The organism is Streptomyces africanus (assembly GCF_002150735.1).
In the GTDB taxonomy this organism is placed as follows: Bacteria; Actinomycetota; Actinomycetes; order Streptomycetales; family Streptomycetaceae; genus Streptomyces; species Streptomyces africanus.
The window spans coordinates 1-19,859 of record NZ_MUKA01000249.1 but is presented as its reverse complement, the minus strand read 5'-3'; the positions used below and the strand labels follow the sequence as shown (position 1 = coordinate 19,859).

At 71.8% G+C, this 19,859-nt stretch carries 18 protein-coding genes; 6 read left to right on the top strand and 12 right to left on the bottom strand.

The annotated features are described in order from the left end of the window. The 5 genes from CCL05_RS28835 to CCL05_RS28815 all read right to left on the bottom strand — a co-directional run. Positions 1 to 629: cation diffusion facilitator family transporter (locus CCL05_RS28835; RefSeq protein WP_143589960.1), on the bottom strand; the 629-nt coding region annotated here is incomplete at its 3' end. Positions 630 to 783: 154 nt separating this feature from the next. Continuing rightward, positions 784 to 1,935: a mannose-6-phosphate isomerase, class I gene (gene manA, locus CCL05_RS28830; protein ID WP_086563537.1), complete on the bottom strand. Its 1,152-nt coding sequence runs from the start codon at positions 1,933 to 1,935 to the stop codon at positions 784 to 786. Between the two features lie 54 nt (positions 1,936 to 1,989). Further along, positions 1,990 to 3,117, bottom strand: coding sequence for an SIS domain-containing protein (locus CCL05_RS28825; RefSeq protein WP_086563536.1), 1,128 nt, complete (start codon positions 3,115 to 3,117; stop codon positions 1,990 to 1,992). Positions 3,118 to 3,241: 124 nt separating this feature from the next. After that, entirely contained in the window at positions 3,242 to 3,415 is a 174-nt protein-coding gene (locus CCL05_RS28820; protein WP_086563534.1) for a Trm112 family protein, read from the bottom strand. A gap of 111 nt (positions 3,416 to 3,526) precedes the next feature. Further along, positions 3,527 to 3,952: a DUF3499 domain-containing protein gene (locus CCL05_RS28815; RefSeq protein ID WP_086563533.1), complete on the bottom strand. Its 426-nt coding sequence runs from the start codon at positions 3,950 to 3,952 to the stop codon at positions 3,527 to 3,529. A gap of 294 nt (positions 3,953 to 4,246) precedes the next feature. Here CCL05_RS28815 and CCL05_RS28810 point away from each other — a divergent pair, with 294 nt between their 5' ends. Then, the gene (locus CCL05_RS28810) at positions 4,247 to 4,696 is read left to right on the top strand and encodes a metallopeptidase family protein (protein ID WP_086563532.1); all 450 of its coding nucleotides are present in this window, start codon (positions 4,247 to 4,249) and stop codon (positions 4,694 to 4,696) included. Positions 4,697 to 4,731: 35 nt separating this feature from the next. Here CCL05_RS28810 and CCL05_RS28805 read toward each other — a convergent pair whose 3' ends face one another. From CCL05_RS28805 to CCL05_RS28790, 4 genes are all read right to left on the bottom strand, one after another. Continuing rightward, on the bottom strand, positions 4,732 to 5,295 hold the full coding sequence (locus tag CCL05_RS28805) for an NUDIX hydrolase (protein ID WP_158102506.1): 564 nt from the start codon (positions 5,293 to 5,295) through the stop codon (positions 4,732 to 4,734). Further along, positions 5,292 to 6,068 (bottom strand): HAD-IIB family hydrolase, encoded by a 777-nt coding sequence (locus CCL05_RS28800; RefSeq protein ID WP_086563529.1) that lies wholly within the window; start codon positions 6,066 to 6,068, stop codon positions 5,292 to 5,294. The genes CCL05_RS28805 and CCL05_RS28800 overlap by 4 nt, the downstream gene beginning before the upstream one ends. Positions 6,069 to 6,131: 63 nt before the next feature. Next, entirely contained in the window at positions 6,132 to 7,337 is a 1,206-nt protein-coding gene (locus tag CCL05_RS28795) for a fructose-bisphosphatase class II (protein ID WP_158102505.1), read from the bottom strand. A gap of 69 nt (positions 7,338 to 7,406) precedes the next feature. Next, positions 7,407 to 8,810, bottom strand: a complete 1,404-nt coding sequence (locus CCL05_RS28790; RefSeq protein WP_086563526.1) for a hypothetical protein — start codon at positions 8,808 to 8,810, stop codon at positions 7,407 to 7,409. A gap of 244 nt (positions 8,811 to 9,054) precedes the next feature. Between CCL05_RS28790 and CCL05_RS28785 the strand changes: the two genes are divergently transcribed. Continuing rightward, the gene (locus tag CCL05_RS28785) at positions 9,055 to 9,987 is read left to right on the top strand and encodes a GDP-mannose 4,6-dehydratase (protein ID WP_086563524.1); all 933 of its coding nucleotides are present in this window, start codon (positions 9,055 to 9,057) and stop codon (positions 9,985 to 9,987) included. Between the two features lie 57 nt (positions 9,988 to 10,044). Continuing rightward, the gene (locus tag CCL05_RS28780; RefSeq protein ID WP_086563523.1) at positions 10,045 to 11,103 is read left to right on the top strand and encodes a DegT/DnrJ/EryC1/StrS family aminotransferase; all 1,059 of its coding nucleotides are present in this window, start codon (positions 10,045 to 10,047) and stop codon (positions 11,101 to 11,103) included. A 15-nt stretch (positions 11,104 to 11,118) separates the two neighbouring features. On the opposite strand, the gene CCL05_RS28775 is transcribed toward CCL05_RS28780, so the two are convergent. The 3 genes from CCL05_RS28775 to CCL05_RS28765 all read right to left on the bottom strand — a co-directional run bounded on the left by CCL05_RS28775 (position 11,119) and on the right by CCL05_RS28765 (position 16,762). Continuing rightward, positions 11,119 to 12,636 carry a DUF5719 family protein gene (locus CCL05_RS28775; protein WP_086563522.1) on the bottom strand — a complete coding sequence of 506 codons (1,518 nt, stop codon included), beginning with the start codon at positions 12,634 to 12,636 and terminating at the stop codon, positions 11,119 to 11,121. Beyond that, the gene (locus tag CCL05_RS28770) at positions 12,633 to 16,319 is read right to left on the bottom strand and encodes a glycosyltransferase (RefSeq protein ID WP_086563521.1); all 3,687 of its coding nucleotides are present in this window, start codon (positions 16,317 to 16,319) and stop codon (positions 12,633 to 12,635) included. The genes CCL05_RS28775 and CCL05_RS28770 overlap by 4 nt, the downstream gene beginning before the upstream one ends. Positions 16,320 to 16,498: 179 nt before the next feature. Further along, complete coding sequence (locus CCL05_RS28765) at positions 16,499 to 16,762, bottom strand: WhiB family transcriptional regulator (RefSeq protein ID WP_010034659.1); 264 nt, start codon at positions 16,760 to 16,762, stop codon at positions 16,499 to 16,501. A 664-nt stretch (positions 16,763 to 17,426) separates the two neighbouring features. On the opposite strand from CCL05_RS28765, the gene CCL05_RS28755 reads away from it, so the two are divergent. The 3 genes from CCL05_RS28755 to CCL05_RS28745 all read left to right on the top strand — a co-directional run. Beyond that, positions 17,427 to 17,933: a cysteine dioxygenase gene (locus tag CCL05_RS28755; protein WP_086563519.1), complete on the top strand. Its 507-nt coding sequence runs from the start codon at positions 17,427 to 17,429 to the stop codon at positions 17,931 to 17,933. A gap of 118 nt (positions 17,934 to 18,051) precedes the next feature. Next, positions 18,052 to 19,011 carry a 2-phospho-L-lactate transferase gene (gene cofD, locus CCL05_RS28750; RefSeq protein ID WP_086563518.1) on the top strand — a complete coding sequence of 320 codons (960 nt, stop codon included), beginning with the start codon at positions 18,052 to 18,054 and terminating at the stop codon, positions 19,009 to 19,011. Further along, on the top strand, positions 19,008 to 19,859 hold an 852-nt coding region (locus CCL05_RS28745; RefSeq protein ID WP_086563517.1), incomplete at its 3' end, for a coenzyme F420-0:L-glutamate ligase. The genes cofD and CCL05_RS28745, both read left to right, overlap by 4 nt.

Below are 19,859 nucleotides of genomic sequence, written 5' to 3'. Positions count from 1 at the left end.
AGCGACTTGGTCTCGGCGGCGAGGACCAGGGCGATCACGATGAGCAGGACGCCGATGCAGAGGGTGCCGATGCCGTCCCAGACGCTGTCGCCCGTGAGCAGGGCGAGGCCGACGCCGCCGNNGAGGGCGCCGAGGTCCTCCAGGAGGACGACGGGGAGCTCGGGGGCCTTGGCGTGCCGGACGAACTGCTTCCAGGAGCGGCGGCCGCGCAGGGTGTTGGACTCCTTGATGGCCGTGCGGAAGGAGAAGCCCTCGGCGATGATCGCGAAGACCAGGACGCCGACCGGCCAGTACCAGTGCTCCAGCTCGTGCGGGTGCTTGATCTTCTCGTAGCCCTCGTAGAGGGCGAACATGCCGCCGACCGAGAACAGGACGATGGAGACGAGGAAGGCGTAGATGTAGCGCTCGCGGCCGTAGCCGAAGGGGTGTTGCGGGGTGGCCTCGCGCTTCGCCTTCTTGCCGCCGACCAGGAGCAGTGCCTGGTTGCCGGAGTCGGCCACCGAGTGCACGGACTCGGCGAGCATCGACGACGAGCCGCTGAAGAGGAACGCCACGAACTTCGCTACCGCGATGGCGAGGTTGGCGCCGAGTGCCGCCACGATCGCCTTGGTGCCGCCTGACGCGCTCATGTGTTCGCGTTGTCCCTTCGTACGCCGTTCCAGGGCCCGGACGCTCGCCTTGGTGAGCCGCCCGCGACTTTGCCCGTGCTTGACGGTGGGCCATTGTTGCAGCCCGCTCGGGCCGCGGTGCTTCAGGTCACCAGCACAGGGGGCGTCGAAACGGTCAGGCGACGACGGTGGCCCGGAAAAGCGTTCCCGTTCCGGACACTTCGGCCTTTTCGCCGGCCGGGACGAAGACGGATCCGCCCGGGGTCAGGTCGTGCTCGCCGGCCCGGACGGTGCCGGCCGTGCAGAGCAGGATCTGCGGGGTCGCGCGGGTGAGGTCGTGGGCGCCGCCGGCCTCGGGGAGGACGAAGCGGGACAGGCGGAACTCGTCGATGGGGGTCTCGTAGAGCTCCTCGCCGTCCGGGGAGGCCTCGGGGCGCAGGACGCCGGGGTCGCTGGGCCGGAAGCGGACGATGCGCAGGAGCTCGGGGACGTCGACGTGCTTGGGGGTGAGGCCGCAGCGCAGGACGTTGTCGGAGTTGGCCATGATCTCGACGCCGAGGCCGTTCAGGTAGGCGTGCGGGACTCCGGCGCCCAGGTAGAGGGCCTCGCCGGGCTGGAGCCGGACGTGGTTCAGCAGCATCGCGGCGATGACGCCGGGGTCGCCCGGGTAATGGTGGGCGATGTCGGCGTAGGGGGCGTAGGCGCCGCCGAGGCGGGTGCAGGCGGTGGCCGCCTCCGCGACCGTGCGGGACATCTCCTCGGGGTCGGCGGTGAGGATCGCCGTGAGGACCTCACGCAGGGCGGCGTCCTCGGGGTGGGCGTGCAGCAGGTCGACGTACGGCTTGAGGGAGTCGATGCCGAGGTCGTCGAGCAGGCCGGCGGCGGCGAGCGGGGCGCGGAAGCCGCACAGGCCGTCGAACTCGGTGAGGGCGCAGATCAGTTCGGGCTTGTGGTTGGCGTCCTTGTAGTTGCGGTGCGGGGCGTCCACGGGGATGCCGCGGCGCTCCTCGTCCGCGTAGCCCTCCTTGGCCTGCTCCAGGTCGGGGTGGACCTGGAGGGAGAGCGGGGCGCCGGCGGCGAGGATCTTGAGGAGGAAGGGCAGGCGGGGGCCGAACTTGGCGATCGCGGCCGGGCCGAGTTCCTTCTCCGGATCGGCGTCGATGACCTCGACGAGCGTGCCCCGGCCGGTGCGTGACGGTGCACCGGGGTGGGCGCCCATCCACATCTCCGCCTGCGGCTCGCCGGTCGGTTCGGTGCCGAGCAGGTGCGGGATGGCGGTGGGGGAACCCCAGGCGTAGGGGCGGATGGTGTTGTCGAGGCGGTCCATGGGGTCTCTCTGGGGGTTCGGGCGTGCGGGCGCGTCAGGGTGTCCCGGGCATGATCAGCCCCTGGAAGCGAGCGCCAGGTAAACGGCGGCGAAATCCGTGACGGCGATCAGTTCCGCGAGGGTCTCCAGTTCGCCGCCCGCCTCCGGTTCCAGTTCGCTGATCGGGGTGTCGTGGCTGAGGGCCAGGTCGCGGGCGCCGGGGGCGGCGGTGAGGCCGCCGATGGGTCGGTCGCGGAGGAGCACCACGCGCGCGTGCAGGGCGGGTGGTTCCTCGACGCGGTCGCGGAAGAAGTCGTCGGGGTCGGCGCTGGCGGCCAGGGGGCCGGCGAGCAGGGCGCTGTGTGCGGCGAGGGCCTCGGGGAGCTCGGCGACGACCGCGGGGATGCCGGACAGTTCGGCGAGCGCGGCGGCGAATCGGCGGCCCGCCGGGCCGGCCGAGGTGCCCTCGGTCCAGACGATCGGGAGGGCGTCGGCGAGTTCGGCGGCGAGGGTCTTGGCGGGGTTGCTGTAGGTGGCGATGGCGGGGCCGCAGCGTTCGGCGATGCGGTCGAGGCGGTCGGCCACCTTGCCGAGGGCGTCCGACGGGGCGGCGAGCACGCCGGTGCGGTCCAGCAGCGCGAGCAGTGGGGTGAGCAGCGCCCACAGGACGCCCGGGGCGGAGGCGGCGAGGGGCTCGTCCTGGTCGTACGGGGCGGTGGCCATGGGGACGAACAGGCCGTGCGAGCCGTTCACCGCGTCGGCGAGCGGGGAGTGGCCGGGGGCTACGGCGACGACGTTGCAGCCGCGGCGGTAGGCCTGTTCGGCGAGGAGGGACAGGCCCGGTTCGCTGCCGTCCGGGGTGGTGATCAGCAGGAGGTCGACGGAGCCGACCCAGCCGGGCAGTTCCCAGCGCAGGGCGCCCGCGCCGGGGGCGACACCGGTGGGGGCCAGCCGCGTGACCGGGCTGCCGGCACCGGCGAGGGTGCCGAGGAGGTCGGCGGCGTGCGTGGCGGCGGCGCCCGGGCCGGCGATGAGGACGGCGCGGGGGCGGCCGTCGGGTTTGAGGTCGTTGATGCCGGCCTCGGCGGAGTGGCGGGCGGCCGTGCGGACGCGGGCGCCGGCTTCTGCGGCGCCGCGGAGCAGCCCGCGGTGGTCTGCCTCGGCGAGGCCCTCCGGGGAGTCGAGCAGCGATTCGTCGAGCATGGGCGGCAGCCTCCGATCGCCGGAGTCCGGTCCGGGTCCGTTTTTGGGATGTCCTACGTCGGTGCCCGTTGTGCCCGGGGTGTATGTGCACCGGGTTCACGCGGGTGTGTCTGCCCGGGCGGGCCTACGCGGGTCGGCGGGCCTCGTCGACCAGGAGGACGGGGATGCCGTCGCGGACGGGGTAGGCCAGGCCGCAGTTCTGGTCGGTGCAGAGCAGTTCGGTGTCCTGCTCCTTGAGGGGGGCGTGGCAGGCCGGGCAGGCGAGGATGTCCAGCAGGCTGGGTTCGACGAGTGGCATCGTGTGGTGTCCTTCACGGTCAGACCAGGGAATCGACGGCTGGGGTCAGCCTATAGCCGGGCCTGTGCGGAGGTTGAGCAGTCCCTGAAAGGGTGGAAGAGCCCCGTGAGCTCAGGGTTCGGGTGAGCGCAGCACGCGGAGATGCCCGCGGCGTGTGACCTCCACCGGACCGACCGACCGCGCCCCGTCGCCTCCGTCCCCGGCTGCGCGCTGTTTGGGCCGGGCCGCCTCGCGCACGGCATTGGCAAGCGCCTCAAGATCGTCGCCGCTGGGCTGGGCCGGAGCCGAACCGTCCAGAAGCCGGACGACCTCCCAGCCGCGCGGGGCGGTGAGGCGCTCGGAGTGCTCGGCGCACAGGTCGTAGCAGTGGGGTTCGGCGTAGGTGGCGAGCGGGCCGAGGACCGCGGTCGAGTCGGCGTAGACGTACGTCAGCGTCGCGACGGCGGGACGGCCGCAGGCGGTGCGCGAACAGCGACGTACAGGGCTCACGATGTTGGACGGTACCGCACTCTTGAGCGGGCCGCGACGACTCTCCACCAGGTCACTCCCCCGTGTCGTGCTGTGAAACGTCCCACACCGCCCTTCGGGCACACCTTGCTGACCTGCCGGGACAGTGTCGTCCGAGGTGTCGAACGACCTCGCAAGCGGTCAAGAGTCGTCACAAAACCCTCAATTGCCTTGAGGTTGCCGGTCTCCGCGGGATACGGAATCGAGCCCAACCTTGGCTGGAATGGTCATGTAACGACATGCCGTACCGGTCGGCCGGAAGCCGCCCGTACCGCCGTGCTGTGCCGGGCGCGGGGACGCGGCGGGGACTACCCTTCAGCAGTGATGGACAAGCCCGTAACGCCCCGAGCCGCCGCCCCCGGGCCTCGCCGCCGTGATCGACACGGGCGGGGCATGCGCGGCCCGATCGCACCGCCGCAGGTGCCGCTCGCCGCCAGCCGCGCGGAGGCGTTCGCCGATCTGGTGCAGGACTCCGTGGAGCGCCTGGAACGGCGCTGGCCGCAGCTCGCCGACATCGATTTCCTGGTGCTGGAGGTGCCGCGGCTCGACGGGCCCGGCCAGGCCTGGAACGACGAGGCGGTCCCGCTGGGCGGCACGATCAGTGCCCGCGAGGGCCGCCCCGCGCGCGTGGTGGTCTACCGGCGGCCGGTCGAGATCCGCACCAAGGGCCGCGACGAGCGTGCTGCGCTGGTGCACGAGGTCGTCGTCGAGCAGGTCGCCGAGCTGCTGGGGCTGACGCCCGAGACGGTGGATCCGCGGTACGGCGAGGACTGAGCGGACGCCCGCTCCCCGGGAGCGGGCAGTCGACGTCAGAGCAAGCCGAGCGCGTCCAGCCCCAAGTAGGCGAGGTCGACATCGGTGACGTCGCCCGCCCGAAGCAGCCCCCGCAGCTGCTGCGGCCGGACGCTCAGCACCTCGATGAACTCCGTGTCGTCCGGCTGCGGCGGCTGTCGGACGGTGCAGTTACGGGCGATCGCGCAGAACTTCACCGACGAGCTGTACGAGTCACCGAAACAGTGCCCGACCACCGCCGTGTCTCCCTGGTGGCCCGTCTCTTCCAGCAACTCGCGCTCCGCGGCGTCCAGGGGTGATTCCCCGGTGCCGACATAGCCGCCGGGCAGCTCGTAGACGAACTGACCGGGGCCTGGTCTGAACTGCCTGGTGAGGAGGATCTCCCCGGCGGGCGTCAGGGCCAGGACAGCGACGCTCGGCCGGTCCTCGCGGATGCTGAAGGTGTCCACCGAGCCCGAGGGGAGGCGGTACCTCACCTCCACCACGGAACGGCCGTACTTCTCGTACACCGTGGTACGGGACAGCTCCTGCCAGGGCGCATGACGGCCCGGCGGCTCCACGGATGCTCCGCTTCCGGTCACCTCGGGTCCAGCGGGGCCAGCAGCGGGAGGGCCGGACGCTCGGAGTCCGACGCGAGCATGGCCTCGATGTAATCGGCGGTCTGCTCCCACCCGGTGACGGCCACGCACGGCACGCCCAGCTCCCGCACGGGGTAGTCGTTGCCGCCCTCGTCGAGTCGGTCGCCGATGAAGAGGACGTCCTCCACGCGGAGATCGAGGAACTCCAGGAGCCGTTGCACGCCGTATGCCTTGTCGATGCCCTTCTTCGTCACATCGATGGACGTGGAGCCACCGCTTCGGACTTCCAGATCGGGCAGTCGTGCCGCCACGTACTCCCTCAGGGCCCGGCGGCGGGAGCCGTCCGGGTCCCAGGCCGCCTTCGCCGTGTGCGGAGCCTGCTGGCCGAGGGCGGAAAAGGTCACCTGGCTGCCGCGATCCTCGATCACCTCTCCCCAGGTCTTCTCCGCCCACAGCCCCAGAGACTGCGCTCCCTGTGTCAGGACGCTCACGATGAGGGACTTCTCCTCGTCCGTGAGGTTCTCGCAGTAGACGTCCTGCCAGCCGCCCGATTCCCATCTCAGGTAGCGCGTTCCGCAGGTCGGCATGAGATGAAGGCGTTCTGCCAGTTCGGGAGTGAGCGGCAGCTCCTCCAGAACCTGCGTCTGGAACTGCTCGTAGCGGCCGCCGGAGATGATGCACACGTGCTGGTGGTTCAGGAGGCGCGTCAGGCACTGGGCCATGCGTGGAGTGATCTTCGCCTTGGAGAGGGCCAGAGTGTCGTCCAAGTCGAACATCACAATGCGGGTCGACAGTACCAATGCGCCATCCTTCTCTTCATGCTCGTCGGCCGGGCGAGCTCACCTACGGTAGCTGAGCCTGATACTGCCGATCCTCGCCGCAGGCTTGACCAGAAACCCTTCCACGTGAGCAACGTCTCCCCCTCGCGGTTCCGGTCCGCGCAGACCGAGGGCAGGGTTGTCCGTGACGGCGAACAGGGTGGCCGCCCGGCTGGTTCCCGGCCGGACCAAGTCCTCGCTCGTGTACTGGCGATCCTTGCGCCAGCCCCCCGCCGTGAGCGCAACCTCCTCATCCTCGGAGAACTTGAACAGCGCGTCAAGGCTGGTCAGGCCCGGCTCGGCGCGAGGTCCCGTGACCGACGCCAGCCGGAACACGAAACCGAGCTCCGGTGCCACGAGGTCCACCAGACCGGCGGCGAAAGCGAGCTCCGACAGACCGATGGCACCGATCATGCTGTCGATCCGGGGCTCGCTCAGGCCGGCGAGCGACAGGAGGTAGGGCGGCTCCACGGTGACCCGCTCGGGTACGAGGACCTGTCGCACCCGCCCCCGCATGAGGTCGATGAGCGTGCGGTGCATCGGCTTCGACGCGACCGAGTGGGTGGAGACGGTCAGCTCGTCCGGACTCTTCCCCAGGGCTGCGGCGATGCGCTCCAGCAGAGGGACGACGCCGTCCTCCGGCCTGGCCATGATGTCCAAGCCGCGCAACGCACCGGTGGGTGCCAGGGCGGCGTATGCCTGAAGGTCGGGAACCGGCCGGACGCCGCTGCCGAAGCCGCCCAGGGCAAGGGCGCCCGGCTGGTCCGTCGCGGCAAGTTCGGTGCCGTCCACATAGTCGAACACCCCATCGATCACGGGTGAGCCCTCGTCCGGCAGGCCGAGCCACTGGCCGGTGTGGGCCCCCGGGCTGTCGTCGCGCTCCCCCTCGCCCGCTGCGACGCGGATCCTGAAGGGGGCGCGCCCCAGGATCTTCTCCGCCGCCTCGGTGGCCGCGCCGTCCACGGTGACCTTGCGGTCGTTCAACGACATGCCGTCACCGAAACCCGCCCGTGCCTCGGCCGCCGCCAGGGCCGCGGAGGCCATGGCGGCGACGAGGTAGGCGTCCTCGTCGTCCGCGGTCGCGTCCCGCGGAGTACGACCGTCCCCGCTGTCGGCTGCGCTCCCGCGCCCGCCACCATGTGCCGCGGACGGGTTCAGCCACGTGACCGTGGCGTGGGTCAACCGCTCATCGACGGCCATGATCGTGCTGCTCAGACTGTCGTCCATCGTCCCTCTTCCGTTGCCCCTGGGGCACATTCGACCGGGTGCCCTGGCGATGCCCGCCACGACCCGTCCTCACTGGACCCTGCGCCGCCGTACCCGCAGCAGCACCGCGAGCGGCAGGAGGATCAGCGATGCCGACACGCCCAGCAGACCCCATCGGCGGCTGTCCAGCCAGCCCGCCACCTGATCCACGAAATCGGGGATTTGCACGACGGCCAGGACGATTCCCATCATGGCGATCAAGGAGTCCCGCCGGTTCTTCTCCCGGTCCTCACGAACCCTGAGAAGACTCAGCGAGACCGTTTCGCATTTCTCCATGTCCCTGTTGAGGGTGGCCACCACTTGCTCGGTCGGCCGCTCCCGTTCCGCCCACTCGTCCAGGCGCCGGTTCCTGCTTTCGATCAGCTTCTCGCGGAAGCCGTCGCACCGATCGAGGAGTGCGGCGCGCTGGACCCTCCGGCGGGTCAACAGGGATTGTTCCGTCGGGGATATCTCGTCGCGTATCGCGAGATCCGCGAGCACCGACCGGTAGCGGGTGCTCAGGTCGTAGCAGACGATCCTGCGCAGAATGCCCACCGTCCACACGAAGATGGACGAGGAGTCGTAGCCGTACGCCGAGAGGCGGAACTGCGATCTTCCCCGCAGCCACGCCGGCAAGTGCGCCATCTCCAGGCAGCAGTCCGAGTTGACGAACACCATGTGGTCGTCGAAGAAGGCCATGCCCGTTCGCACGAGGCCGAAGACGCTGCGCGGGCTGCGCCGCAGCCACAGGCCGTCCTCCAGGAGGTGGTCCGTCGCGTAGGAGAGCAGCGCGGAGATCTCCCAGGCGTACAGGGCGGACTCGTCTATGCCCGCGTACATGCTCGTACTGACGCGGCCCCGCGTGCCGTCGAGATTCCACACCTGGATCGCGACAGCCCCCTCCACGGCCCAGGTTTCCTCGATGTCGCTCTGTTCGATGCCAACGGCCCGGGCGAACGCGCTGGCGGACTGCTCCGCAAGGATGCGCGAGGTGTCCGGGGCGCCGAGCAGGGAGACAAAACGCAGGAGTGTGTCGGTGGTCAGCGGGGTGGTGAGTTCCACCGCCGAGGTCTCCTGAGTGATCGGTCCGGGCATGGACAGGATGATGGGCAGGGCGGTCACCACGTATTCCCCACCGAGCGAGACGACGGCCTGTCGGAGTCCGTCGGCGTGGCTGCTGCCCACTACGCGGGCGAGCGCCGCAGGCAGGGGCCCGCAATCGAACAGTGCGGAGTACACGAGCCCGGAGCCGGTCCGCACCTTCGTGTTGTACGAACGGTCGTCGTCGATGGTCCGCAAGCCGCCGGCTTCGAAGATCTGCGAGAAGTCGAGGCCATCGGTCAGCCGGTGTGCGAAATGGATGACGACGGAGCAGCCGCTGATGCGCAACCGGTCGGGTTCGGGCGGCGCGGGGACGTCAGCGGGGTCTGAGAGCACGGCGAACTGATGGTCCACGCAGACTCCTTCAGCCGCTGCGGCGGGCGGGCAGCGGCCCAGCCGAAGATACCGACATTCCACTCGGGACGGGCGCGCTTCTCCGGTACTGACGGGAGGCGCTCTCGACGGCCCTTGCTCTTGACGCCTGGTCAACCCACTTGGCGGAAGGCCCTGTTGACCGTAGCGGGTGTCAGGGCCATATCATTCCAGCCCACTCGGCAGGCAGCGGCTGGAGGATCATGATCTTTCCGGGTAGCTCACGATGAGAGCCGTTGTCACCGGGGGGTCGGGCTTCATCGGCTCCCACCTCTGCGACTTCCTCCGCGCCCAGGGCGAGGATGTGGTGGAGGTGGACCTTCCGCACTGTGACATCGGTGACACGGTCCGCCTGACACAGGTGCTGGAGCAGGCCGAGCCCGATCACATCTACCACCTGGCGGCCCAGGCAAGTGTCCGGCGGTCGTGGGAGGATCCCGCCTTCACGTGGCGCTCGAACGCAGGGGGCACCGTCTCCCTCCTCGAAGCCGCCCGCTCCGCCTCTCCCAGGGCGAGGATCATCGTCATGAGCAGTGCCGGAGTGTTCGACGGAGCCCGCCTCGACTCACCCATCGACGAAGACCGCACGCCCGCCCCCCTCTCGCCTTATGCGGCGAGCAAGCTGGCGGTCGAGTCGCTGGCCCGGCACTACCTCGCCGCACACGGGCTGGGGGTGGTCATCATCCGGCCCTTCAACGTCATAGGGCAAAGACAGGGACTGGACTATCTGGTTCCGTCCCTCGCACGCCGCATCGTCTCCGCCGCACCGTCCGGCCGCGGCCACATCACGGTCGGCAACCTGGACGCCCGGAGGGACTTCCTCGACGTGCGGGACGCGGTGCGCGGCCTGCGGCTGCTCATGCGGAACGGGCAACCCGGCGAGGTCTACAACCTGTGCACCGGCGTCGGCGTCCCGGTCCGCGCGCTGGTGGAAACGATGATCTTCCTCATGGGGCGCCCGCTGGAGTGCCGCCAGGACCCCGGCCTGGTGCGCGGAACCGACGCACCCAGTCTGGTCGGAAACCCCGGGAAGACCCGGGGGCTGACGGGATGGCAGGCGACGATCCCGCTGGCCACCAGTCTGGCCGATGTCCTGGCCGAGGCGGGTGCGGCCGGGCGCACAGGGCAGACAGGGGCTGACGTTCTCCGCCTCGGGTGACCCGCCTCATCCCTGGCCATCGACAACCGACCACCGACGACCGGTCACGAGGTGAGGATGAGGTTCCCGCTGTCCCGACCGTCCCTGGGCGAGAAGGAGTCCGAGAAGGTCCGGGACGCGATGGCATCGGGCTGGATCTCGGGAACCGGCCCCTATGTCAGCGCCTTCGAACGGTCGCTGGAGCAGCGGACCGGCAGAGCGTCCGCGACGGCCGTGTCCAGTGGCACCACGGCCCTGGAGATCGTGCTGTCGGCCCTGGGAATCGGCGCGGGTGACGAGGTCGTCGTGCCCGCGCTGACCTTCGCCGCGCCCGCCGCCGCCGTGCTCACCGTGGGGGCCACTCCTGTCCTGTGCGACATCAGCCCGGACAACTGGACCATCGACCCCGACGCGGCTCGCGCCCTGCTGACGACCCGCACCAGAGCCGTCATAGCCGTCGACCTCATGGGCCATCCCTGCGCGTACGAGCGCCTCTCCGAACTGGGAGTGCCGATCATCGAGGACGCCGCCCAGGCCCATGGAGCGCGGACCCGGAAGGGTCCGGCGGGCAGCTTCGGCATCGCGTCGGTCTTCAGCTTCCACGTGAACAAGGCCATCACCTCCGGCGAGGGCGGGGCCGTGCTCACCGACGATCCGGAACTGGCCGACCGGGTCCGTCTCCTCACGCATCACGGCATGAACCCGAGCCGGCGCTATCACCACAGCGTGGCCGGGCGCAACGGCAGGATGACCAACCTGTCCGCCGCCGTCGGTGCCGCCCAAGCCGAGCGCTGGGACGAACTGGTGGCCGGCCGCTCGGAGGTCGCCCGCCTCTACCGGGCCCGACTCGCCGGACATGGCTTCTCCCCTCGCCCGGCAGAACCGTGGGCCTCGCCGTCCTGCTGGCTGCACTGCGTCACATCAGCCGAGCGGGACGCCGCCGTGGAACGCGCGCGGCGCAGCGGAGTGGACGCCCGCGCCGTGTGGCCGGCGCTGAGTGATCTGCCCCTGTACCGCCGCTACGCACCCCGGCCCTGCGTCCATGCCTCGGAAGTCTCCCAGACGGCGATGTGGCTGCCCACCTGGGCCCACATGCCGCCCGAGGACGTGGCCGATGTGGCCGAGTCCCTGCTGTGAACCGGACGCGGAGCCTCAGTTGAGCACCGACAGGTCCTCGTCCGCCTCCGGCACCGCCACCGTCCCCCGGTCGTCGGGGAGCGTCTGCACGGTGAAGCCGGGGACGCCGCCCTCCGTCGCCGCCAGGGTGCGGGCGCCGTAGACCGGGCCGCCGGACTTCGGCTCGACCGTGAGCGCGTAGGTGCCCTTCAGGCCGCTGGGGACCGGGGGCTCTATGTCCTGGGTGGTGCCGGCCTTGATCGTGTACGTCTTCGACACCGGCGTGCCGCCCTCGCTGCCCGCCGAGGCCGTGACCTCGACCGTGGCCGCGCGGCCGGGGGCCGTCAGGGAGAGCGTGCTGCCCTTGGCACTGTTGTCCGCGGACGTCGCGCGCGTGCCGACGGGGCGGGTGGCCGGGATGAAGGCCGTCTCCTGCTTGTCGCCCTTGCCTCGTACGACCCGCAGGGCCGCCACGACGGGCACGGACCGGTCCGTCGGCGTCAGCACCAGGGAGCCCGCCTCGCCGCGCGTCACGTCGCCCAGGTCGACGGCGGTGGTCATGCGGCCCTTGACGTGCACCGTCTCGTGTCCGGCCGGGGTGATCAGCCCGGAGGGGGAGGCCAGGCGCACCTTGAGGTCCGCGTCGGCGTCGCCCGGGGTGAAGGCGACCAGGCGTACGGAGGTGGCGTCCTTGGGGATGCCGGGCAGGACCAGGCTGCCCGACGGGTCCGTGGACGCGGTCAGCCAGTCGCCGCCGAGCTTGTCGTCCAGGGCCTGCACGGCGGCGCCGACCCGCCCGCTGCGGACGTTGACGTGCACGGTGAGGTTGGCCTGCTGCCCGTCGGTGAGGGTGGACAGCAGGACCGGGTCGGTGGAGTGCGGCTGGACCGTGATGCCCTCCCCCACCGTCGACTGGAGGGTGCCGTCCTTGCCGTAGAGCTCGATGTCGACCACGGCGGCCGAGTCGTCGGGGTTCGTCAGATGGACGTAGTCGGTGCGGTCGGCCGCGGTGCTGGCGCCGGGGAACCAGAAACTCGTGTCCGGTGCGGTGCAGTTGACGCCCTGAAGGCCGCGCCCGGTCCCCGCGGCGACCTCCGTGGTCTCCTGGACCGTCCAGCCGGGCGCGAACCTGCCGTCCGCGGTCCCGACCAGCGCGGGCGATTCGGCGCCCGAGCTGTCCCCGGTGACCGGCTTGCCGGGCTCCTTGGGGGTCAGCGCGGGCTTGCCGGGCTTGCGCTCGCCGGACTTCCCGCCGTCCTTGCCCTTGTCGCCGCCCGTGCCGTCCTTCGCCTCCTGGGCGGCCGCCTGGAGTTCGGCCTTGCCGCCGCTTCCGGTGCCCTTCGTGACGGGTGTGAAAGAGGTGTACGACGTCTCCGCGATGTCGGACAGGCTCGGCGCGGGGCACAGCAGGCTCGTGCGCTCCACGGGCAGTTGGGCGGCCGCCTTGGCGGTGGTGTCCGCGCCCGGGGTGTCCGGGGCGGACAGCGCGGCGAAGCCGGTGACGGCGGCGAGCGCGGTCGCGCCGGCGATCAGGGACAGGGTGGTGCGGTTCACTGCTGGCTCCCGTCGGGACGCTCACTGCCCGTGCCGTGGGGGTGCTGCTGCTGCGCCGGGTCGTACGGCGTGCCGTAGCCCTGGGGGTAGGCCTGGTCGTAGCCCTGCTGGTCGTAGCCCTGCTGGTCGTGGCCCTGCTGGTCGTACGACGGGTTCTGCGGCTGGCCGCCGTACGCGTACGGGTCGTACTGGCCGCCCTGGTAAGGATCCGCCTGGTACTGCTGTCCGTACGCGTCCGCCGGGTACTGCGCGCCCTGGTACTGGTCGCCGTAGTTCGCGTACTCGCCACTCTGGTAGCCGGCGTTCTCCCACTGTCCGTGGTTCTGCTGGGGCACGGGCGCCGGGGGCTGGTCCGGCTGCGGGGGCGGGAACTCCCCGGGCTGGGCCGCCCCTTCGGCCTCTGCTTCCGCCTGGGCGCGCAGGCGGCGGGCCCGGCGGCCCTCGCCCGCGACCGGCTGGGCCGGGACGGCCTGCTCCTCGGGCAGGTCGTCGTCGACGTCACGGCGCCGGCCGGGCAGGGCGAGCACGACGAGGACGACGGCGAGGAGGCCCTGCGCCCACAGCCACGCGGTGTGGCCGACGGGGTCGTCGTAGGTGACGTCCAGCGTGCCGCCGGTGGCGGGGAGTTCGAAGCCCTGGGCCCAGCCGTCGACCGTGGTGCGGGTGAGCGGCTTGCCGTCGAGCGTGGCGGTCCAGCCGTCGGAGGCGGTGTCGGCCAGGCGCAGCACGCGCCCGCCGGAGCCGGCCGGGATCGTGGTGTGGATGTCGACGGGCCCGGCGGCGACGGTCTGCGGCGTGCCGGAGCCGGAGGCCGGGACGATGGTGGCGCGCGCGACCTCCTGGTCGATCTGCCACAGCGCGCCGCCGTCCTGCTGGCTGAGCCGGGTCAGGCCGGGCGTGGCGTCCAGGACGCGGGTGACGTCGCGGGGCGCGCCCTGGTGGACGAGGACGTAGCGCACGGCGAAGCCGCCGAGCTGGTCGGACTGGTCGGCGCCGGAGCCGGCGACGAGGTTGGCGACGACCTTGTCGAGCCTGCTGTTCTCGCCGTCGGCCGCGGCGATCTCGCCGTCGCCGAGGCGGGCGCCGGAGCCGCGGACCAGCATGTATCCGACGTGGGAGGCGGAGTCGCTGTCGAGGACGAGGGTGCGGGCCTGGTCGCTGCCGCCGCTCTCCTCGGCGACGAACGCGGGGACCTGGGCCGGGTGGCGCCGCTCCAGAGGCCCGTCGGCGCCGCGGATCATCCAGCCCGCGGCGACGAGCAGCGGCCCCGCGGCCGAGGCGAACGCGATCAGCACGGCGACCGGCTGGCGCCAGCCGAAGCTCTGCTCGGCCACGCGCGAGCGGGCCCCGTCGGCGCCGAGCGCGGCGGCCGCCAGGAGGGCGATGCCGTAGACGAGGGTCGCGGGGCCGGACCACGTGGAGCTGTTGGCCAGGACCGCGAAGACGAAGCCGGTCAGGGCGGCCGTCCAGGCCGTCCAGATGCCCAGCCGGCGTTCCGAGCGGAGCAGGGCGGCGAGCGCGGCCAGGACGACGCCGATCAGCATGAGGCCGCTGACGGTGCCGGGGCCGCCCGGGCTGGCGCCGAGCAGGTCCAGGGGGGAGGCGGCCGACGGGCCGTACTCCAGACCGGCTTCCCGGAAGAAGCCGAACGGGAGCAGTGACAGCGACCAGGGCGCGAGGACCAGCAGGGGCGTGCCGAGCTGGGCGAGGAACCGCAGGCCGTACGCCGTGATGTCGGACCGGCGCAGGACCAGCAGCCCGGCGCCGAGGAGCAGCGCGATGGGCCACACGATCGGGGTGAACGCGGTGGTGATGGTCAGCAGCAGCGCGTACGCCCAGGTGGCGCGCCAACTGCCACGCGCCCCCGAGGGGTTCGCCAGGCCGCTGGCGGCGATGCCCGCGCGGGCGATGAGCGGCAGCAGCACGGCCAGGACGGCGGTGCCGATCCGGCCGCCGGCGAGGGCGCCGGTGGCGGCGGGCAGGAAGGCGTAGACGACGGCCGCCCACGCGCGCAGCAGCCGGGACTCGACCAGCGGGCGGGAGGCGAAGTAGGCGGTGACCCCGGCGAGCGGCACCGAGCAGACCAGCAGCAGCGTGACGGCGAGGCCGGTCGAGCCGAACAGCAGGGACGCCAGCATCGCCACGAGCGCGAGGTACGGCGGCGCGGCGGAGGTGCCGCCGGCGGCGACCGGGTGCCAGGCGTCCAGGTAGCGCGCCCACAGGTCGGAGGAGTCGGCCGGGGCGGGCAGCAGGGCGCCGCCCGAGAGCGCGTCGCCGCCGAGGAGTTCGCGGCAGGCGACCAGGGAGACCACCAGCAGCACCAGGAAGAGCACCGGGCCGGGCTTGCGGGCGATGCGCTTGAGCCGGGCGAACTGCTCGATCTCCAGGAAGTCGGCGTCGTCGCCGCCGGGGCCCGACTCGACGGCACCGCCGTGCCGTCCGGCGCCGGAGGCGGTCTCGGGGTCGGAGCGGCCCACGAGGTTGCTCGCGAGCTGCTCGACGGTCATGCGGACGGTCGCTCCCGGCGGCGGGAACAGCGCCCGCAGCTCTTCCTTGTCGACCTGCGGGGCCCCTCTGCCGCGCCGCCCGGCGAGGATCCGCTCGGGCCTGAGCAGTGTGCCCAGGAGGCCGCGGATCTCGTCGACGGCCTGTCCGGGGACCTTGCCGACGAGGTAGGCGACGGTCCGCAGCAGGGTGCCGAGCACGATCCGCAGCAGCACCCAGGGCAGCACGGCCGTCCGCGCGTTGACGAGGAGGGCGTAGACGGCGCCGGCCTTGTCGACCTTGTGCGGGGAGGCGGCCGTGCGGCCCACGCAGTCGACCGTGCGGCGCTCGCGGGAGGCTGCCTCGGCGTGCCGGACGACGGCCTCGGGGGCGACCAGGACGCGGTAGCCCGCCGCGTGCGCGCGCCAGCACAGGTCGACGTCGTCGCGCATGAGGGGCAGGTGGCGGTCGAAGCCGCCGAGCTGTTCGAAGACGTCGCGGCGGATCAGCATGCCGGCGGTGGACACCGACAGCACGGGCCGGACGTGGTCGTGCTGGCCCTGGTCCTGCTCGCGGCGGTCCAGGCCGGTCCAGCGACGGCCGGAGTTGGCGATGCTGACGCCGACCTCCAGCAGCTGCCGCCGGTCGTACCAGCCGCGGAGCTTGGGGCCGACGACGGCCACGTCCTCGCGGCCCAGCTCGTACTCGTTGTCCACGACGCGCAGCAGCTGGGCCAGGGCGTCGGGTTCCGGGGCGCAGTCGTCGTGCAGCAGCCAGAGCCACTGGACCGGCTCTCCGTGCGGGAGCTCGGGCAGGTCGTACGCGTCGTCGCGCCAGGAGCGGGTGACCGGGTCCCAGCCGCTGGGCCGCTTCAGGTACGGCAGCTGCTCGGGGGTGAGGACCGGGGCGGTGCGGCCGCACTCCTCGACGGCCTGGCCGAAGCCGGTGCGGCGGGCGAGGTGCAGCACGCGGTCGGCGCCCAGGGCGTCGGTGACCAGCTGGGCGGAGTCGTCCGCGCTGCCGGTGTCGGCGCCCATCGCGTACTGGACGGGTCGCTCCTGGCCGAGCAGCCCGGCGAGCGCGTCGGGCAGCCAGCGGGCGCCGTCGTGGGAGACGAGGACCGCGGTCACCACATGACGCGGGAACTCAGGTGTGGCAGCGCTGTCGTGATGAGCTGCCGGGTGGCTGTGCACGGACATCGAGGTACGGGCCCCGGTTCGGTGGACTGCGGTGGACGCCTGCGACCGGTGGGGGCAGCGGGGCGTCTCGGACGAGCGACCACACTATCGGCTGCGCAACAGGGGGGCCCGCCGCCTGTGGACAACCCACCTGCGACGGGCCGTTCGAACCGTGCGTGCGTACGGATTCGGGACGCCGGTCAGACCGCGGCCTTCTTCAGCCGGCGGCGCTCCCGCTCGGACAGGCCGCCCCAGATGCCGAATCGCTCGTCGTTGGCGAGGGCGTACTCGAGGCACTCGGAGCGGACCTCGCAGGCGAGGCAGACCTTCTTGGCCTCCCGGGTCGAGCCGCCCTTCTCGGGGAAGAAGGACTCGGGGTCGGTCTGGGCGCACAGTGCGCGCTCCTGCCAGCCGAGTTCCTCGTCCGCGTCGTCGACCAGCAGTTGCTGCACCGTCTCGGTCATGTGCGCCCCTCGTCTGTCTTTCGCGTCCCCGTGATCTAGCCGTTACCGATTCCGGCTGAACGACACGAGTGAAATTACAAGTGTGCTGCTCCGGGCGAGTCAAGCCGAGATCTGCTATTGAGCCCCTTATTCACTCTGCGGAACCAAGCCCAAGCGGAAAGTGTTCAAATCACCATAAAACCTGACACACCGACGGAGCCCGCAGGGGCTCACGCCGTCCGCCGGACCCCTTGCAGACCCTTACGAAGAAGGACGCCCAGAGGTTCGATCTCGTTCCGGCACGCACCACGAAGCGAAACGGATCACAGTCGGATCACGAGTACGCAACGGGGTTTCGTGCTCCCGGTTGGACGCCATGTGTCCCGGGCGGGCCGTGAACAAACCTTTCATCTGAGTGAACGACCGGATGAGGTGAACCACATCCCACATAGCGGGTGCCGAGTTGACAGTGGAGGTGTGAACCGGTGTCCTTGTGGGCATGCTCGCGAACTCGGCACTCACCTCGACCCGCACCGCCGGGTCCCACGGTGCTGCCCGCGCTCGCTGTAGCTGTTGCCGTTCCGGCTGTTGAGCTCCACCTGCTCCAGCTGAAGGCCGAGCCACCCGTCTCTCGGCCTGCCTCTGTTCCCTCTGACCTTCTTTCACTGAGGAACCACCACCCCCCATGAACAGCGACAGCGACCTCCAGATCGCCGGCGACATCCTCGAAGTCCCGCATCTCCTCCAGACCCCGCGCGAGCACCCGGCGACCGTCGCCGAGTTCGTCGGACTCGCCCGTTCCATCGCCGACGACCGCTCCCAGTGGGAGCACCTCGTCCGGTACGACGCGGCCAGCCGCTGGTACCACCGGCTGCGCACCGGCCCGGGCTACGAGGTGTGGCTGCTGTCCTGGGTGCCGGGGCAGGGGAGCGGGCCGCACGACCACGGCCGCTCCTCCGGTGTGCTGACCGTGCTGGACGGCACCCTGACCGAGCGCACGGAGCGGGGCACGCGCGCGTTGCGGGCAGGCGCGCAGCGCGTTTTCGCGCCGGGGTACGTGCACGAAGTCGTCAACGACGCACTGGAGCCGGCGGTCAGCCTGCACGTCTACTACCCGGGCCTGACGGAGATGCCGATGCACACGGCCCAGCACTGCGAGGCCCGGACTCTGCCGGGTGCCGTGACCGCCTGACCGGTTGGCGCGACACGTCCGACCGGTTGGCGTGACCGCCTGACCGGTTGGCGTGACCGTCTGACCGGTTGCCGTAGCCGCCGACCGGTTGTCACAGGCGCCTGCAAGACTGGCTTCCATGCGCATTGTGGTTCTGGCAGGCGGCATCGGTGGTGCCCGGTTCCTGCGTGGTCTGAAGCGTGCCGTGCCGGACGCGGACATCACGGTCATCGGCAACACCGGGGACGACATCCACCTCTTCGGGCTGAAGGTCTGCCCGGACCTCGACACGGTGATGTACACGCTCGGCGGCGGCATCAACGAGGAGCAGGGCTGGGGGCGCGCCGACGAGACCTTCCACCTGAAGGAGGAGCTCGCGGCGTACGGCGTCGGGCCCGAGTGGTTCGGCCTCGGCGACCGTGACTTCGCCACGCACATCGTGCGGACGCAGATGATCGGCGCCGGGTACCCGCTGAGCGCGGTGACCCAGGCGCTGTGCGACCGGTGGCAGCCGGGCGTGCGGCTGATCCCGATGTCCGACGACCGCGTCGAGACCCATGTGGCCGTCGAGGTCGACGGCGAGCGCAAGGCGATCCACTTCCAGGAGTACTGGGTGCGGCTGCGCGCCTCGGTGCCCGCGGAGGCGATCGTGCCGGTCGGTGCCGACCAGGCCAAGCCCGCGCCGGGGGTGCTGGAGGCGATCGCCGAGGCGGACGTGATCCTCTTCCCGCCGTCCAACCCGGTCGTGTCGATCGGCACGATCCTCGCCGTGCCCGGTATCCGGGAGGCCATCGCCGACGCCGGGGTGCCGGTGGTCGGCCTGTCCCCCATCGTCGGTGACGCGCCCGTGCGGGGCATGGCCGACAAGGTGCTCGCCGCCGTGGGCGTCGAGTCGTCCGCGCCGGCGGTGGCCGAGCACTACGGCTCGGGCCTGCTGGACGGCTGGCTGGTCGACACGGTGGACTCCGGCGCGGTGGAGCGGGTCGAGGCGGCCGGGATCCGCTGCCGGGCCGTGCCGCTGATGATGACCGACACCGACGCGACCGCGCAGATGGCGCGGGAGGCCCTGGCCCTGGCGGAGGAGGTGCGGGCAGCTTGAGCGGCGAGATCCCGGAGAACCGGCAGGGTGCCGACGGGTACCGGGTGTGGGCCCTGGGCGGGATGCCCGAGGTCGCGGCCGGGGACGATCTGGCCAAGCTGATCGCGGCCGCCGAGCCCGGTCTGGCCGACGGGGACGTCCTGCTGGTCACGTCGAAGATCGTGTCCAAGGCGGAGGGCCGGGCGGTCCGGGCGGACGACCGGGAGGCGGCCATCGACGCCGAGACGGTACGGGTGGTCGCCCGGCGCGGCAGCCTCCGGATCGTCGAGAACCGGCAGGGCCTCGTCATGGCCGCGGCCGGGGTGGACGCGTCCAACACCCCTGCCGGGACGGTGCTGTTGCTGCCCGAGGACCCGGACGCCTCCGCCCGCGCGATCCGCGACGGGCTGCGCGACATCCTCGGCGTCGACGTCGGTGTCGTGGTCACCGACACGTTCGGGCGGCCCTGGCGCGCGGGGCTGACGGACGTCGCGATCGGCGCCGCCGGGGTGCGCGTACTGGACGATCTGCGCGGAGGCACGGACGCGCACGGCAACCCGCTCAGCGCCACCGTCGTCGCCACGGCCGACGAACTCGCCGCGGCCGGCGACCTGGTCAAGGGCAAGGCGGCCGGGCTTCCCGTCGCCGTGGTGCGCGGCCTGCCGCATGTGCTCGCACCGGGCGACGGAGAGGGAGCGCGGGCCATGGTGCGCGGCGCGCGCGACGACATGTTCCGGCTCGGCACATCGGAGGCGGTACGGCTGGCCGTGACCCAGCGGCGCACGGTCCGGGCCTTCACGGACGAGCCTGTCGACCCCGGCGCGGTACGGCGGGCGGTGGCCGCGGCCGTGACGGCGCCGGCGCCGCAC